The sequence below is a fragment of the Pseudomonas sp. G3-39 genome, from assembly GCF_054790485.1.
In genome coordinates, this window is sequence record NZ_CP186497.1 from 1,576,452 (window position 1) to 1,590,784 (window position 14,333).

At 59.0% G+C, this 14,333-nt stretch carries 15 protein-coding genes; 8 read left to right on the plus strand and 7 right to left on the minus strand.

The window, feature by feature from the left end:
* Nucleotides 1-49: 49 nt before the first annotated feature.
* Nucleotides 50-748: a 7-cyano-7-deazaguanine synthase QueC gene (queC, locus tag ACOYXG_RS07110; protein WP_115987972.1), complete on the minus strand. Its 699-nt coding sequence runs from the start codon at nucleotides 746-748 to the stop codon at nucleotides 50-52.
* A gap of 146 nt (nucleotides 749-894) precedes the next feature.
* On the opposite strand from queC, the gene arfB reads away from it, so the two are divergent.
* Both arfB and ACOYXG_RS07120 read left to right on the plus strand, forming a co-directional pair.
* On the plus strand, nucleotides 895-1,308 hold the full coding sequence (arfB, locus tag ACOYXG_RS07115; RefSeq protein ID WP_027613963.1) for an alternative ribosome rescue aminoacyl-tRNA hydrolase ArfB: 414 nt from the start codon (nucleotides 895-897) through the stop codon (nucleotides 1,306-1,308).
* A 200-nt stretch (nucleotides 1,309-1,508) separates the two neighbouring features.
* Nucleotides 1,509-2,801: a hypothetical protein gene (locus tag ACOYXG_RS07120; RefSeq protein ID WP_460356731.1), complete on the plus strand. Its 1,293-nt coding sequence runs from the start codon at nucleotides 1,509-1,511 to the stop codon at nucleotides 2,799-2,801.
* Between the two features lie 62 nt (nucleotides 2,802-2,863).
* On the opposite strand, the gene ACOYXG_RS07125 is transcribed toward ACOYXG_RS07120, so the two are convergent.
* The 6 genes from ACOYXG_RS07125 to phhA form a co-directional block, all read right to left on the minus strand.
* Nucleotides 2,864-4,063 (minus strand): MFS transporter, encoded by a 1,200-nt coding sequence (locus ACOYXG_RS07125; protein WP_460356734.1) that lies wholly within the window; start codon nucleotides 4,061-4,063, stop codon nucleotides 2,864-2,866.
* A gap of 103 nt (nucleotides 4,064-4,166) precedes the next feature.
* Nucleotides 4,167-4,349: a hypothetical protein gene (locus tag ACOYXG_RS07130; RefSeq protein ID WP_025113527.1), complete on the minus strand. Its 183-nt coding sequence runs from the start codon at nucleotides 4,347-4,349 to the stop codon at nucleotides 4,167-4,169.
* Between the two features lie 70 nt (nucleotides 4,350-4,419).
* Entirely contained in the window at nucleotides 4,420-4,551 is a 132-nt protein-coding gene (locus ACOYXG_RS07135) for a hypothetical protein (RefSeq protein WP_256214475.1), read from the minus strand.
* A 268-nt stretch (nucleotides 4,552-4,819) separates the two neighbouring features.
* Complete coding sequence (locus ACOYXG_RS07140; RefSeq protein ID WP_098967801.1) at nucleotides 4,820-6,013, minus strand: amino acid aminotransferase; 1,194 nt, start codon at nucleotides 6,011-6,013, stop codon at nucleotides 4,820-4,822.
* Nucleotides 6,013-6,369, minus strand: a complete 357-nt coding sequence (locus tag ACOYXG_RS07145; RefSeq protein ID WP_003222798.1) for a 4a-hydroxytetrahydrobiopterin dehydratase — start codon at nucleotides 6,367-6,369, stop codon at nucleotides 6,013-6,015. Before ACOYXG_RS07145 ends, ACOYXG_RS07140 begins: the two co-directional genes overlap by 1 nt.
* 118 nt (nucleotides 6,370-6,487) lie before the next feature.
* Complete coding sequence (gene phhA, locus ACOYXG_RS07150) at nucleotides 6,488-7,279, minus strand: phenylalanine 4-monooxygenase (RefSeq protein WP_007965510.1); 792 nt, start codon at nucleotides 7,277-7,279, stop codon at nucleotides 6,488-6,490.
* Between the two features lie 383 nt (nucleotides 7,280-7,662).
* On the opposite strand from phhA, the gene ACOYXG_RS07155 reads away from it, so the two are divergent.
* The 6 genes from ACOYXG_RS07155 (at nucleotide 7,663) to flgJ (ending at nucleotide 14,333) form a co-directional block, all read left to right on the plus strand.
* Nucleotides 7,663-9,225 (plus strand): sigma-54-dependent transcriptional regulator, encoded by a 1,563-nt coding sequence (locus tag ACOYXG_RS07155; protein ID WP_096796287.1) that lies wholly within the window; start codon nucleotides 7,663-7,665, stop codon nucleotides 9,223-9,225.
* A 374-nt stretch (nucleotides 9,226-9,599) separates the two neighbouring features.
* The gene (locus tag ACOYXG_RS07160) at nucleotides 9,600-10,340 is read left to right on the plus strand and encodes a flagellar basal body rod protein FlgF (protein WP_007965507.1); all 741 of its coding nucleotides are present in this window, start codon (nucleotides 9,600-9,602) and stop codon (nucleotides 10,338-10,340) included.
* A gap of 45 nt (nucleotides 10,341-10,385) precedes the next feature.
* On the plus strand, nucleotides 10,386-11,171 hold the full coding sequence (flgG, locus tag ACOYXG_RS07165; protein WP_003222804.1) for a flagellar basal-body rod protein FlgG: 786 nt from the start codon (nucleotides 10,386-10,388) through the stop codon (nucleotides 11,169-11,171).
* A gap of 52 nt (nucleotides 11,172-11,223) precedes the next feature.
* Nucleotides 11,224-11,919: a flagellar basal body L-ring protein FlgH gene (flgH, locus tag ACOYXG_RS07170; protein ID WP_027613958.1), complete on the plus strand. Its 696-nt coding sequence runs from the start codon at nucleotides 11,224-11,226 to the stop codon at nucleotides 11,917-11,919.
* A 27-nt stretch (nucleotides 11,920-11,946) separates the two neighbouring features.
* A complete protein-coding gene (locus ACOYXG_RS07175; RefSeq protein ID WP_177325661.1) occupies nucleotides 11,947-13,035 on the plus strand; it encodes a flagellar basal body P-ring protein FlgI in 1,089 nt (362 codons plus the stop codon).
* Between the two features lie 11 nt (nucleotides 13,036-13,046).
* Complete coding sequence (gene flgJ, locus ACOYXG_RS07180; RefSeq protein ID WP_225137948.1) at nucleotides 13,047-14,333, plus strand: flagellar assembly peptidoglycan hydrolase FlgJ; 1,287 nt, start codon at nucleotides 13,047-13,049, stop codon at nucleotides 14,331-14,333.

The following is a 14,333-nucleotide window of genomic DNA, read 5'->3' on the forward strand; positions in this document are numbered from 1 at the left end:
GCGCTCACTCGAAATTTTCAAGTGAGCGCATTTTTATATGCTGGGTGCTTTATTGCAGATTCAGCTTCGCTTTCAAGCTGTTCATCACCTCATCCTTGTTTTCCAGAAACTCATTGAGGCCTTTTGCGCGAAGATTGCAAGCGTCGCAATTTGCACATCCGCTACCGGTTATGCCGTTGTAGCAGGTCAGTGTCTGGTGGCGAACCAAATCAAGCTGATGGTAATGATCGGCCAATGCCCAGGTTTCCGCCTTGTTCAGCCACATCAGCGGAGTATCAAGTTTCAATGGGTAATCCATGCCCAGCTCAAGGGCTTTGTTCAGTGCCTTGACGAACTCGTCCCGGCAATCCGGATAGCCCGAGAAGTCCGTTTCGCAAACCCCGGTGATGACCGTTCTGGCTTGTACCTGATAGGCGTAAATAGAGGCGAGGGTCAAAAACAGGATGTTTCTTCCCGGCACAAAGGTGCTTGGCAGACTTTCGCCAGAACTATTAACCGTCGGAACCGGGATGTTGTCGCGAGTCAGGCTGCTGATGGCCAGCTCATTCAGCAAAGATACATCCATCACTTTATGCACGGTCACGCCGAGCTGTTTGGCCAGTTGCTGCGCGACTTCGATTTCCGCGCGATGACGCTGACCATAGTCAAACGTGATGCAATGAATTTCGTCATAGTGGCTCAGTGCATGGATCAAACAGGTCGTCGAGTCCTGTCCGCCACTAAAAACGATAACTGCTTTATTGCTCATGCTTATGCTTCCTGCATTGAACTGGTAAATTTTCGCTGGGGATCATAACGCGAAACGATTGATGCAAGAAGTTGCGCATGGCCGCAGGAGACCTGCTTTGTGGCTAATCGCGGTATCCTGCACGCTCTGAATTCGGACTTTTTTCCATGCTGGTGATTTCCAACAACGTGCATTTGCCGGATGCCGAGATCGAACTGACGTACATCCGCGCGCAAGGCGCCGGTGGGCAGAACGTCAACAAGGTCTCCAGCGCTGTGCACCTGCGCTTCGACATTCCGGCCTCGTCCTTGCCCGAGTTCTACAAGGAACGGCTGCTGGCGCTGCGTGACAGTCGCATCACCAGCGATGGCGTGTTGATCATCAAGGCTCAGCAGTACCGCACGCAGGAAGCCAACCGTGCCGATGCGCTGGAGCGTCTGACCGAGTTGATCCTCAGCGCCACCAAGGTCGAAAAGAAGCGCCGCCCGACCAAGCCGACCCTCGGCTCGAAGAAGCGCCGGCTCGAATCCAAGACCAAGCGCGGCAGCATCAAGGCCGGGCGCGGCAAGGTGGATTTTTAAGGGTTGGTGTCATGGAGTTGTTCCATTTCATCCGCAGCGGGCATTGTATCCATTACGCACCTCTCAACTTAAATCAAATTCCGGACATTAAACGACTCTTTTATAACTAATTGGTCTACATGACTGTCATATCTGACAGGTGTGCCGGATTGCTGTTACACGTTTACTGAGCTCTCTTTTCATTGATTGAGCAAAAGTAAATGAATAACTTAAATGTTGTGCGTGGTACTCCTGATACTGATTTTGGTGTGCGCAGTGAGGTCGTTTTATACGGAGAACAAGGTCAGAGGCTTCAACCTCGGGTCGTCACTCTTCTCTCAGAACCGAACAGGATTCTTTGCGCAGCAACTGACGATGAGCGGCAAGAGATTTACCTGTGCATGCTTGATGAGGAAGGAGGTATCGACGAGAGTTTCGGAAAAACGGGTAGTGTTTTTTTTAGACTCTCGGAGTTTTTTCCTGGGTGGGATTTGCCGCAGCCCTATAGCGTGAAGTTTGATAGTGTTCATGGCAAGTATGTGTTGGGGTTCTTCGCTCGTAAAGATGGCTTTAATCGTGCTACGGGCCTGGCTCGATTCGATTTGAATGGGGAGATTGATGAAGGGTTTGGCAGCAAAGGAGTCATGTTGTGGAGTCTGGATCTGAAAGAGGTTGTTCCTGCAAGTTCAGATGTTCCAAAGCTGAAGCAGCCTCTGGCGGATAAAGGCCGCGACTACCACGGAACTATGGAATTATTGGACGATGGCGGCGTTTTGCTTCTGACCACGCTTGACGACAGAGGATTTTTCGATAGGGCGTTTGTGGTCAAGTTAAAAAATAACGGTGGGTTGGACGAAACGTTCGGTAATGGCGGGTACCGATTGGTTTCTCGAGGTCCATCTGTTTTAGTCATAGGACAGGATATGTTTCGCCAAGGGAATGGTTATGTTGTCGCCGCGTCAGACGGTCTGCGTGATAAACGTTGGTTTGTTGGCCGGTATGATGCCCGTGGTGATCTTGACTCCAGTTTTGGGGCCGGAGGTTATTATGATGGAGTACCTTCGGTTAAAAATGTGATTCTGAAACGTGACGATAAGTTTTATATTGTGGGTACTTCGGATAATGGAGTTCCGCAGTATCTGTTTCTCCAGCTTCAACGTCGCGGGCTCAAAGGCGAGGAAGATCCACTTTTTGGCAAACAAGGGTGGGGAGGATTTATCACTGATGATTTCAGCGATATCTATATGACGAAAGCAGTACTCTATAATTTGAAATCAACCGTTGTGGTAGCAGGTTATGCTTATTTGCGTGGCGGGTCGGATAGTCAGGCATTTATTGCCAGTCTTGAACAAGACATGGGTTGGGACGAGGGGTTTGGTAATGTTGGAAAGGTTGTATTTCCAAAAGACCAGATTATTCACGATCTCGCGGTCCAGGAAGATCGAAAAATTGTGTTTGTATCCAGTAAAAATAGAGAGAACGGTAGCTTCGCCATTTTCCGTTTGCATGGTTAGCGTATAAAAGCCGCAGTTGTTTATTGGCCATTCGGAACCAATGAATGGCCAATATTGGGCGATCAATGAAAGTGGTGTTTTGGTGTAATGCGGTACAAATACACACTCAGCATCAGGCCGCTCAGTGAGGCAATGGCGGCAAACAGAAAGATCGAAGCAAAGCCGAAACCCGCCGCAATTGCCCCCGCCAATGGCCCGGTGATCCCCAGCGACAAATCGATGAACAACGAATACGCGCCGACCGCTGCGCCACGGCTGGAGGCTGGCACCAGGTTCACCGCTTCCACGCCCAGCGCCGGGAATACCAGCGAGAAGCCGAAACCGCTCAACGCCGCCCCGGCCAGCGCCCAATGCGCATCCGGCGCCAGCCACAGCAGTAACAGGCCGAGGGTTTCCACCGAGAGGCAGGCGATCGCTACGCGGAAGCCGCCGAGGCGGTTGATCAGGTTGCCGAACAGCAGTCGCGCGCCGATGAAGCTGGCGCCGAACAGGCTCAGGCACAGCACTGCGTTGTCCCAGTGCCGGGTGGCGTAATACAGGGTGATGAAGGTGGCGATGGTGCCAAAACCAATCGAGCCCAGCGCCAGGCCGCAGCCGTGCGGGAACACGCGACCGAGCACATGCATGAATGGCAGGCGCTCACCGGCGACAATCGGCGCCGCGGTTTTCGGCCACGCCAGCAGCAGGCCCAGCGCTGCTAGCAGAATGATGCTGACGCCCATGCTCCACAATCCCAGCTGGCCGACCAGCCACACCCCGAACGGCGCGCCGACCGCGAGCGCGCCGTAACTGGCGATGCCGTTCCACGAAATCACTTTGGCGGTGTTCGCCGCGCCAACGCGGCCGATGCCCCAGCCGATCGAGCCGGAGCCGACTAGGCTTTCCGCGCTGCCCAGCACCAGACGCCCGATCAACAGGCTGATCAGGCTGAACATCGGCAAGTTGGGTGTCCACGCCGAAATCAGCATAAACACACCACTCAAGCCGCATCCGGCCAGACCGATCATCACCGCGCGCTTGCTGCCCTGGTTGTCGATGATCTTGCCGGCGTACGGACGGCTGAGCAGGGTGGCGAGGTATTGCACGCTGATCACCAGCCCCGCGATCACCGCGCCAAAGCCAAGATCGCTGTGGACGTAACCCGGCAGCACGGCGAGCGGAATGCCGATGTTCAGGTAGCCGATGAAGGTGAAGAGGACGATGGACACGACTTGCAGCGTGACCGCCAGGGGGCGCTGGTGTTGTGGCATAGAGGACGACATGAGAAACGATCCACGGCAAAGCAGGATTAGATAGGCTGCTTATGATACCGGCGCGAACGAGTCTGGGGCGGGGAAAAGTAAAACTATTTGCCGCAGGGCCGATTCATGACTTGGCCGGGGCGACCAGTTGCGTGGTGACGAGGGCGGCGAGGGCGTTTTCCTCGCTGCCGAAACGGGCGAGCAGGGCGGCCTGCTTTTCCGGGGAGAGGCGGTTCCAGATCTCGATCATTTTCTCGGTGGCGCCGATCAGGACGGCGGCTTGGCTTTCAGAGAATTCGTCGGTCATGGCGGGCTCGGTTTCAGGCAGTGTGGAAAGCGCATCTTAGCGCTTTCCACACGGTCTGTACGGCGGGGTTTTACTCTTCGCTGTCGGCCTGGCGGCTCTCAACGGCTTCTTTCGGCTCGGGCTGTTGGGCACCGGCTTGTTGCGTGGTCGTCTGCTCAGGTACGTGCAGGCTTGGGAAGGGGAGATTAGGAATCTCGTGCATGGTTGCGCTCCTCGCTAAGTCTGTTGATAGATCTGGTAGATCCGCGCTTCTTGAAAGCCTGCGCAGGATACAGCAGGAAAAATGACAATCAGACTTTTAATTGAAAATAATGCGACAGATGGCCGCAGGGGGGGCGCGATAACAAAGGTCGCCGCAAAAACAACTGTAGGAGTGAGCCTGCTCGCGATGGCGGTGTGTCAGTCAACTCATATGCTGGCTGATACGCCGCTATCGCGAGCAGGCTCACTCCTACAGGGGGATTGCGGGGTTATTTGCAGGCGTTGGCGATGGCCTCGGCCAGCAATGCCAGGCGCGTGGCGTCGATCCCGGCGACGTTGGCCCGACCCGAGCTGACCATGTACACGCTGTGCTGCTCACGCAGTTGTTTGACCTGCTCCGGCGACAGCCCGGTGTAGGAGAACATTCCGCGTTGCACGCCAATGTGCGCAAAGCGCTCGCGCAGACCGTGCGGTTCCAGTGCTTCGACCAGACCGCTGCGCAATTGGGCGATGCGCAAGCGCATGGCTTCCACTTCATCGGCCCAGCGCGCTTTCAGCTCCGGGTCGGCGAGGATGGTCGCCACCACGGCCGCGCCGTGATCCGGTGGCGTCGACCACAGGTTGCGGGCGATGTTGGCCAGTTGGCTGCGGATGTCGATCAGCTTGTCGGCGGTTTTCGCGCAGACAATCAGCGCGCCGGTACGGTCGCGGTACAGGCCGAAGTTCTTCGAGCAGGAGCTGGTGATCAGCAGCTCTGGCACCTCGGCGGCGAACAGTCGGGTCGACCACGCGTCCTGTTCCAGTCCGTCGCCAAAGCCCTGGTAGGCAAAGTCGATCAGCGGCAGCAGGTCACGGCGGCGCACCACGTCGAGCACACGCTGCCAGTCGTCATGGTTCAGGTCGAAACCGGTCGGGTTGTGGCAGCAGGCATGCAGCAGCACCACGTCGCCGTGCGGCACTTCGTTAAGCACGGCGAGCATCGCATCGACGTCGAGGCGGTTGTCGCTGCCCACGTAGGGGTAGTGACTGACCTTGACCCCGGCCGCAGCAAAGATAGTTTCGTGGATCGGCCAGGTCGGGTTGCTCAGCCACACGCCCTTGCCCGGCAGGCACTGGGCGATGAAGTCGGCCGCCAGACGCAGGGCACCGGTGCCGCCCGGGGTCTGGGTGGCGCCGGCGCGCTGTTCGGCGATCAGCTTCGAGTCGGCGCCAAGCACCAGTTCATTGATGACTTTGCCGAACAGCGGATTGCCGTGACCACCGATGTAGGTCTTGGTGTCCTGGCTTTCGACCAGTCGCGCCTCGGCGATTTTCACCGCTTCGGGGATCGGCGTCAGGCCCTGGGCATCCTTGTAGACGCCAACGCCGAGGTCGAACTTGCGCGGGTTACTGTCCTGCGCATAGGCCTCCATCAAACCGAGGATCGGGTCGCCGGGTACCCGGCCGATGGCGTCAAAGTGCATTACTTGCGTCCTTCTGCGGTCTTGGCCACTTCGTCAGTGCGCGCGGCCATGATGAAGTCGTTGCGGTGCAGGCCCTTGATCGAGTGGCTCCACCAGGTCACGGTGACTTTGCCCCACTCGGTCAGCAGGCCCGGGTGGTGCCCTTCGGCCTCGGAGATCTCGCCGACGGCGTTGGTGAACGCCAGAGCATGCTTGAAGTTCTTGAACAGGAAGACCTTCTCCAGCTGCATGATGCTGTCGCGTACTTCGATGTTCCAGTCCGGGATCTGCTTGATCAGGATCGGCAGTTCTTCGTCGCTGACTTGTGGCGCATCGGCACGGCAGGCTTCGCAGTGGGCTTGGTTCAAAGTGGACATGGTGTGATTCCTGAAATCGAGTGTGTTTTTTTTATAGAAGCTATCGGCCCGTCAATGCCGTCACGCTAAACCAAAGTGACGGCGACTGACAGACTCAATTCTCAGCAAAAGTCGCGGATCACGCGGCTTTCGGTTTTGGCGGAAACTTCGGTGCGTGCAACCCCAGCTGCATGCCTTGGCGAACCATGGCCATGATGTCTTCATGGGCGACATCGAACAGGCGCTTGAGGTTCGGCAGGACAAAGTACAGCGGCTGCAGAATGTCGATGCGATACGGTGTGCGCATGGCTTCCAGCGGATCGAAGGCCTGATGCTCGGGTTCGTCCGACAGCGAGTAAACGGTTTCCTTCGGCGAGGACAGGATGCCGCCGCCGTAGATGCGTTTGCCTTGCGGGGTGTCGACCAGGCCGAACTCGATGGTCATCCAGTACAGGCGCGCCAGATACACGCGCTCTTCCTTGGTGGCCTGCAGGCCGAGCTTGCCGTAGGTGTGGGTGAATTCGGCGAACCATGGGTTGGTCAGCAGCGGGCAGTGGCCGAAAATCTCGTGGAAAATGTCCGGCTCTTGCAGGTAGTCCAGTTCTTCGCGGGTGCGAATGAACGTGGCCACCGGAAACTGCTTGCTGGCGAGCAATTCGAAGAAGGTCTGGAAGGGGATCAGTGCCGGGACGCGGGCAACCTGCCAACCGGTGGTCTCACCGAGCACCTTGTTGATCTCGCCCAGCTGCGGAATGCGGTCGTGGGGCAGACCGAGTTTTTCGATACCGTCCAGGTACTCCTGGCACGCCCGACCCTCGATCACTTTCAACTGGCGGGTGATCAGCGTGTTCCACACCGCATGCTCTTCGGCGGGGTAGTCGATAAAACCTTGCGCATCGGGCTCGCGGGCCACGTATTGCGTCTGCTTCATACTGCTCTCCTGCTAGGGGAATTCGTTCTTGTTATGTCCAGCGATGGACTGAGAATTACCCGAGAGTGCGGCGTGATGCAGCAGGTTGAGTGCGTTCCTAGTAGGAACAATCACCGCATTTCGTAAAAAAATCGTTACGCTTTGGCTGATATCACGCATTTGCGGTGATTTGCAGGTTTGAAAAGGGCTGTGGCTGTCACATAATCTTGACAACTATCTGCGCGCCTCGACAGAAAAGTCGGGGCGCTATCCCTGTGGGAGCGGGCTTGCTCGCGAAAGCGGTGTGTCAGTCACCATTCATTCAGCTGACACACCGCCTTCGCGAGCAAGCCCGCTCCCACAGGGATTGTGTTTAACCCCTCATCCTCGTCGGGCCTCTTTATATGCGTATCAAAGTCCACTGCCAAAACCGCATCGGCATCCTGCGCGACATCCTCAACCTGCTGGTGGAGTACGGGATCAACGTTGCACGCGGCGAGGTCGGCGGCGAGCACGGCAATGCGATCTATCTGCACTGCCCGAACCTGATCAACATCCAGTTCCAGGCGCTGCGGCCGAAGTTCGAGGCGATTGCTGGAGTGTTTGGGGTCAAACGCGTCGGGCTGATGCCCAGCGAGCGTCGGCACATGGAGTTGAACGCGTTGCTCGGCGCGCTGGAATTCCCGGTGCTGTCGATCGACATGGGCGGCTCGATCGTCGCCGCCAACCGCGCGGCGGCGCAGTTGCTTGGGGTGCGCGTGGATGAGGTGCCGGGGATTCCGCTGTCGCGCTATGCCGAGGATTTCGACCTGCCGGAACTGGTGCGCGCCAACAAATCGCGAATCAACGGCATGCGCGTCAAGGTCAAGGGCGACATCTTTCTCGCCGACATCGCGCCGCTGCAATCGGAGCACGACGACAGCGAAGCCATGGCCGGTGCGGTACTGACCTTGCACCGCGCCGACCGCGTCGGTGAGCGCATCTATAACGTGCGCAAACAGGAATTGCGTGGCTTCGACAGTATCTTCCAGAGCTCGAAAGTGATGGCCGCTGTCGTGCGTGAAGCGCGGCGCATGGCGCCGCTGGATGCGCCGCTATTGATCGAAGGCGAAACCGGCACCGGTAAAGAGTTGCTGGCCCGTGCCTGTCACCTCGCCAGTCCGCGTGGGCAGTCGCCGCTGATGGCGCTCAACTGTGCAGGGCTGCCAGAGTCGATGGCCGAGACCGAACTGTTCGGCTACGGCCCCGGCGCCTTTGAGGGCGCGCGCGCCGAAGGCAAGCTCGGCCTGCTGGAACTGACGGCGGGCGGTACGCTGTTCCTCGATGGCGTCGGTGAAATGAGCCCGCGCTTGCAAGTGAAGTTGCTGCGCTTTCTGCAGGACGGCTGCTTCCGCCGGGTCGGCAGCGACGAAGAGGTGTATCTGGACGTGCGAGTGATCTGCGCCACTCAGGTCGACCTGTCCGAATTGTGCGCGCGCGGCGAGTTTCGTCAGGATCTGTATCACCGCTTGAACGTGTTGTCGCTGCACATCCCGCCGCTGCGCGAATGCCTCGACGGTTTGACCCCGCTGGTGGAACACTTCCTCGATCAGGCCAGCCGCCAGATCGGCTGTTCGCTGCCGAAACTGGCGCCGGCAGCGATGGATCGCCTCAGTCATTACCACTGGCCGGGCAACGTGCGGCAGCTGGAGAACGTGCTGTTCCAGGCGGTCTCACTGTGCGAGGGCGGCACGGTCAAGGTCGAACACATTCGCCTGCCGGATTACGGCGTGCGTCAGCCGCTTGGCGATTTCTCGCTGGAGGGTGGGCTGGACGAGATCGTCGGACGCTTCGAGAAAGCCGTACTGGAGCGGCTGTACTCCGAACACCCGAGCAGTCGGCAACTGGGTAAGCGGTTGGGGGTTTCGCATACCACCATCGCTAATAAGCTCCGCCAATACGAAGTTGGTAAAGATCCCGAGAGTTAACAGCAACACTGTGGTGAAAAGAGCTTTTGTGGTGAGGGGATTTATCCCCGAAGGGTGGCGAAGCCGCCCCAAACCCGGCAAATGCGGTCCATTCGATACACCATCAATGGATGGATTGGGGCTGCTGCGCAGCCCATCGGGGATAAATCCCCTCACCACAGGTTCTTTTTCCATCTGCAACAATCGGGATTGCCGCCAAGCGGCATAACACCGCCGGTTTTTCGACTTCGATACATTTCCAATTTCCCCGCAAAACCCCGCAAGTCCTTTGTTTACCGGGCCGCAAGCCGCCAGAAAAAAGTTGGTCTGCAAATTGCTTATGGCTCAGCAGTACAGCGGTGGGCGGCAAACGTCCGGCATGCAGAGGAAAGAGTGTGGACAAGTACCTTTATGTGGCAATGACCGGCGCCAGTCAGAACGCACTGGCGCAAAAGGCCCATGCCAACAACCTGGCGAACATCTCCACCAATGGTTTTCAGCGCGACCTGGAGCAGGCGCGTTCGATGCCGGTGTTCGGTGACAGCTTTCCGGCGCGTGCGTTTGCCATGAGCGAACGGCCCGCCACCGACTTCACCGCCGGTTCGCTGGTGCAGACCGGGCGTGACCTCGACGTCGCCGTGACCGGCAACGGTTTTATTGCCGTGCAGAACCCTAACGGTGGCGAAAGCTACGTGCGCACCGGCAGCCTGAACATCGACGCCCTCGGCGTATTGCGCGCCGGCAACGGCATGCCGGTACTCGGCAATGGCGGTCCGATCGCCGTGCCGCCGGAGCAGCAGGTCGAAGTCGGTGAAGACGGCACCATCAGTATTCGTGCGATGGGCGAAGGCCCGCGCGTCATGGCGGAAGTCGACCGGATCAAACTGGTCAATCCGGACATCAAGAACCTCAACAAAGGCCTCGACGGCTCGATCTACACCAAGGACGGCCAGCCGGCGCCGGCCGATGCCAACGTCAAACTGGTGTCGGGTTTCCTTGAGTCGAGCAACGTAAATGCCGTGGAAGAAATGACCTCGGTGCTGGCCCTGGCCAAGCAGTTCGAGTTGCACGTCAAGATGATGAACACCGCCAAAGACGACGACCAGGCCATGGCTCGGGTCTTGCAGATCAGCTAATTATCAGAACGTCGCGCCGTAAAACAGGCGCACGAGGAGAATCGAATGCTTCCGGCTCTATGGGTTGCCAAAACCGGTCTGTCCGCCCAGGACACCAACCTGACCACCATTTCCAACAACCTGGCGAACGTCTCGACCACGGGTTTCAAACGTGACCGTGCCGAGTTCCAGGACCTGCTGTACCAGATCAAGCGTCAGCCAGGCGCTCAGTCGACCCAGGACAGTGAATTGCCGTCGGGTCTGCAACTGGGTACCGGTGTGCGCATCGTCGGCACCCAGAAAAACTTCACCGCCGGCAGCCTGCAAACCACCGAGCAGCCGCTGGACATGGCCATCGACGGTCGTGGTTTCTTCCAGATCCTGCAGCCGGACGGCACCACGTCCTACACCCGTGACGGTACTTTCCACCTCGACTCCAACGGTCAGATCGTCAACGCCAGCGGTTTCGCCCTGGAACCGGCCATCGTTATCCCGAACAACGCGCAGAGCTTCACCGTCGGCACCGACGGCACCGTGTCGATCACAGTGCCAGGCAACCCGGCCGCTCAGGTGATCGGCAACCTGCAAACCGCCGACTTCATCAACCCGGCCGGTTTGCAAGCAGTGGGCAACAACCTGTTCCTGGAAACCGCTGCTTCCGGCGCGCCGCAAATCGGCACCCCGGGCCTGAACGGTTTCGGTACCACGCTGCAGAACACCCTGGAAGGTTCCAACGTCAGCACCGTTGAAGAGATGGTCAACATGATCACCACTCAGCGCGCCTACGAGATGAACTCCAAGGTGATTTCCACCGCCGACCAGATGCTCTCGTTCGTAACGCAGAATCTGTAATCAAGTCTATGGGGCGGCCATGAGGTCGCCAGCAACACCGTGAGGTAGGGTCATGAAACGCTTCGTATCTGTTCTGGCATTGGGTGGGGTCGTCTCGCTCGCGGGCTGCGTCGCACCGACGCCCAAGCCCAATGACCCTTATTACGCTCCGGTGTTGCCACGCACGCCATTGCCGTCTGCGGCCAACAACGGCTCGATCTATCAGGCCGGCTTCGAGCAGAACCTGTACAGCGACCGCAAGGCATTCCGGGTCGGTGACATCATCACCATCACCCTGAACGAGAAGACTCAGGCCAGCAAAAACGCCAACTCGCAAGTGGCCAAGAACAGCAAGACCGGCATCGGCCTGACTTCGCTGTTTGGCGGCAGTGGCACCACCAACAACCCGTTGGGTGGCAATGATCTGAGCCTCGACGTCGGCTACAGCGGCGACCGCGCGACCAAGGGCGATAGCAAGGCGGCGCAGGGCAACACCCTGACCGGTTCGATCACCGTGACCGTGGCCGACGTGCTGCCCAATGGCATCATCGCCGTGCGCGGCGAGAAGTGGATGACCCTCAACACCGGCGACGAGCTGGTGCGGATCGCAGGTCTGGTGCGTGCCGATGACATCGCCACCGACAACACCGTGTCGTCGACCCGTGTCGCCGATGCGCGCATCACCTACTCGGGCACCGGTTCGTTTGCCGATGCGAGTCAGCCAGGCTGGTTCGACCGTTTCTTCCTCAGCCCGCTGTTCCCTTTCTAGGTGGCGACTTTGAATTTCAAGAGCCTCATGCTGGCTGCGGCCCTGTTGTCCGCAGCCTTTGGTGCCCACGCCGAGCGGCTGAAAGATATCGCCAGCATTTCCGGCGTGCGTTCCAACCAGTTGATCGGTTACGGCCTGGTGGTCGGGCTTAACGGTACCGGCGACCAGACGACGCAGACCCCGTTCACCCTGCAGACCTTCAACAACATGCTCTCGCAGTTCGGCATCAAGGTGCCGCCGGGATCGGGCAACGTGCAGTTGAAAAACGTCGCAGCGGTGTCGGTCAGTGCCGATCTGCCGGCGTTCGCCAAACCGGGGCAGCAGGTCGACATCACCGTGTCTTCGATCGGTAACTCCAAGAGCCTGCGCGGCGGTACCCTGTTGCTGACCCCGCTCAAGGGTATCGACGGCAACGTCTACGCCATCGCCCAGGGCAACCTGGTGGTCGGTGGTTTCGATGCCGAAGGTCGCGACGGTTCGAAGATCACCGTCAACGTTCCGTCGGCCGGTCGGATCCCCGGTGGTGCGTCGGTTGAACGTTCGGTGCCGAGCGGTTTCAACCAGGGCAACAGCCTGACGCTGAACCTCAACCGTTCCGACTTCACCACGGCCAAGCGCATTGTCGACAAGATCAACGACATGCTCGGCCCTGGCGTGGCGCAAGCCATCGACGGCGGCTCGATCCGTGTGACCGCGCCGCTCGATCCGAGCCAGCGCGTCGACTACCTGTCGATCCTCGAAAACCTCGAAGTCGACCCGGGTCAGGCGGTGGCGAAAGTCATCATCAACTCGCGCACCGGCACCATCGTCATCGGCCAGAACGTGAAAGTTTCGCCGGCCGCCGTGACTCACGGCAGCCTGACCGTGACCATCACCGAAGACCCGATCGTCAGTCAGCCGGGCCCATTGTCCAACGGCCAGACCGCGGTGGTTCCACGTTCGCGGGTCAACGCCGAACAGGAAGCCAAGCCGATGTTCAAGTTCGGCCCGGGCACCACCCTCGACGAGATCGTGCGGGCGGTGAACCAGGTTGGCGCGGCACCGGGTGACCTGATGGCCATTCTCGAAGCACTGAAGCAGGCCGGCGCGTTGCAAGCCGACCTGATCGTGATCTGAGGACGCCGACCATGGATATGCGCAAAGGCAGTCTGGTGGGCACGGGCGATTCGGGTTCGTACTCCGACCTCAATCGTCTGAACCAGCTCAAGGTCGGCGACAAGAACAGCGATGCGAACATGCGCAAGGTGGCGCAGGAATTCGAATCGCTGTTCCTCGGCGAAATGCTCAAGTCGATGCGTTCGGCCACCGAGGCGTTGGGTAAAGACAACCCGATGAACACGCCGGCGGCCAAGCAATATCAGGAAATGTACGACCAGCAACTGGCGGTGTCGCTGTCCCGCGAGGGCGGTGGTATCGGTCTGGCCGACGTGCTGATGAAGCAGATGTCGAGGAACAAACCGCTGGCACCGGGTGAGGCTGCAGCCGCGTCCGCCGCCAAGCAAGAGGCGGCGAAAGCCGCTGCGGTGCAGACCCCGATTGCCGCCGGCACCACTGCCACCAATGGGCCGTTATCGCGGCTCAATGGCGAGCGTCCGTTGTGGGCCTCGCGTTCCGGGCGTGTGGCTACTACCGAAGCCTCGCACAGCAATGACATGGCAATGATCAACAAGCGTCGTCTGGCATTGCCGCCGAAGCTGGCCGATCGTTTGCTCGCCGGTCTGGTGCCGTCCGCCACGCCGACCGCCACCAATGCCTTGCCACAACGTGCCGTGACCACCGCCGCCACCGGCGCCGGCCCGCTGTACAACGGCGACTGGCTGACCCGTGCCGAAGACGCCAAGGCGTCCGGCGGGCAGATGCAGATTTACGGTCGGGCGATGGCGCAGATTCCGCTGGCACCGGCCAAGCGCGCTTTCAGCTCCGCCGACGAATTCGTCAACACCATGCTGCCGATGGCCAAAGAAGCCGCCGCGCGTATTGGCGTCGATCCGCGTTATCTGGTGGCGCAAGCCGCACTGGAAACCGGCTGGGGCAAATCGGTCATGCGTGCCCAGGATGGCAGCAGCAGTCACAACCTGTTCGGTATCAAGGCCAGCAGCAACTGGACCGGCGATTCGGCCCGGGCAATCACCAGCGAGTTCCGCAACGGGCAGATGGTCAAGGAGACGGCGCAGTTCCGTTCCTATGCCTCGTACAAGGACAGTTTCCACGATCTGGTGACTTTGCTGCAGACCAACAATCGCTATCAAGATGTGGTGAAGTCGGCCGATAACCCAGAACAGTTTGTACGCGAGTTGCAAAAGGCCGGTTACGCGACCGACCCGAACTACGCGACGAAGATTTCGCAGATAGCCAAGCAGATGAACAGTTTCGAAAACTACGCTGCGGCCGGCGTTTCAACAACGCCTCTATAA

Bases quoted from the DNA above. Each gene is read 5' to 3' on its own strand.
- queC (WP_115987972.1), bottom strand. From the start codon at position 748: ATGAGCAATAAAGCAGTTATCGTTTTTAGTGGCGGACAGGACTCGACG.
- arfB (WP_027613963.1), top strand. From the start codon at position 895: ATGCTGGTGATTTCCAACAACGTGCATTTGCCGGATGCCGAGATCGAA.
- ACOYXG_RS07120 (WP_460356731.1), top strand. From the start codon at position 1,509: ATGAATAACTTAAATGTTGTGCGTGGTACTCCTGATACTGATTTTGGT.
- ACOYXG_RS07125 (WP_460356734.1), bottom strand. From the start codon at position 4,063: ATGTCGTCCTCTATGCCACAACACCAGCGCCCCCTGGCGGTCACGCTG.
- ACOYXG_RS07130 (WP_025113527.1), bottom strand. From the start codon at position 4,349: ATGACCGACGAATTCTCTGAAAGCCAAGCCGCCGTCCTGATCGGCGCC.
- ACOYXG_RS07135 (WP_256214475.1), bottom strand. From the start codon at position 4,551: ATGCACGAGATTCCTAATCTCCCCTTCCCAAGCCTGCACGTACCTGAG.
- ACOYXG_RS07140 (WP_098967801.1), bottom strand. From the start codon at position 6,013: ATGCACTTTGACGCCATCGGCCGGGTACCCGGCGACCCGATCCTCGGT.
- ACOYXG_RS07145 (WP_003222798.1), bottom strand. From the start codon at position 6,369: ATGTCCACTTTGAACCAAGCCCACTGCGAAGCCTGCCGTGCCGATGCG.
- phhA (WP_007965510.1), bottom strand. From the start codon at position 7,279: ATGAAGCAGACGCAATACGTGGCCCGCGAGCCCGATGCGCAAGGTTTT.
- ACOYXG_RS07155 (WP_096796287.1), top strand. From the start codon at position 7,663: ATGCGTATCAAAGTCCACTGCCAAAACCGCATCGGCATCCTGCGCGAC.
- flgG (WP_003222804.1), top strand. From the start codon at position 10,386: ATGCTTCCGGCTCTATGGGTTGCCAAAACCGGTCTGTCCGCCCAGGAC.
- flgH (WP_027613958.1), top strand. From the start codon at position 11,224: ATGAAACGCTTCGTATCTGTTCTGGCATTGGGTGGGGTCGTCTCGCTC.
- ACOYXG_RS07175 (WP_177325661.1), top strand. From the start codon at position 11,947: ATGCTGGCTGCGGCCCTGTTGTCCGCAGCCTTTGGTGCCCACGCCGAG.
- flgJ (WP_225137948.1), top strand. From the start codon at position 13,047: ATGGATATGCGCAAAGGCAGTCTGGTGGGCACGGGCGATTCGGGTTCG.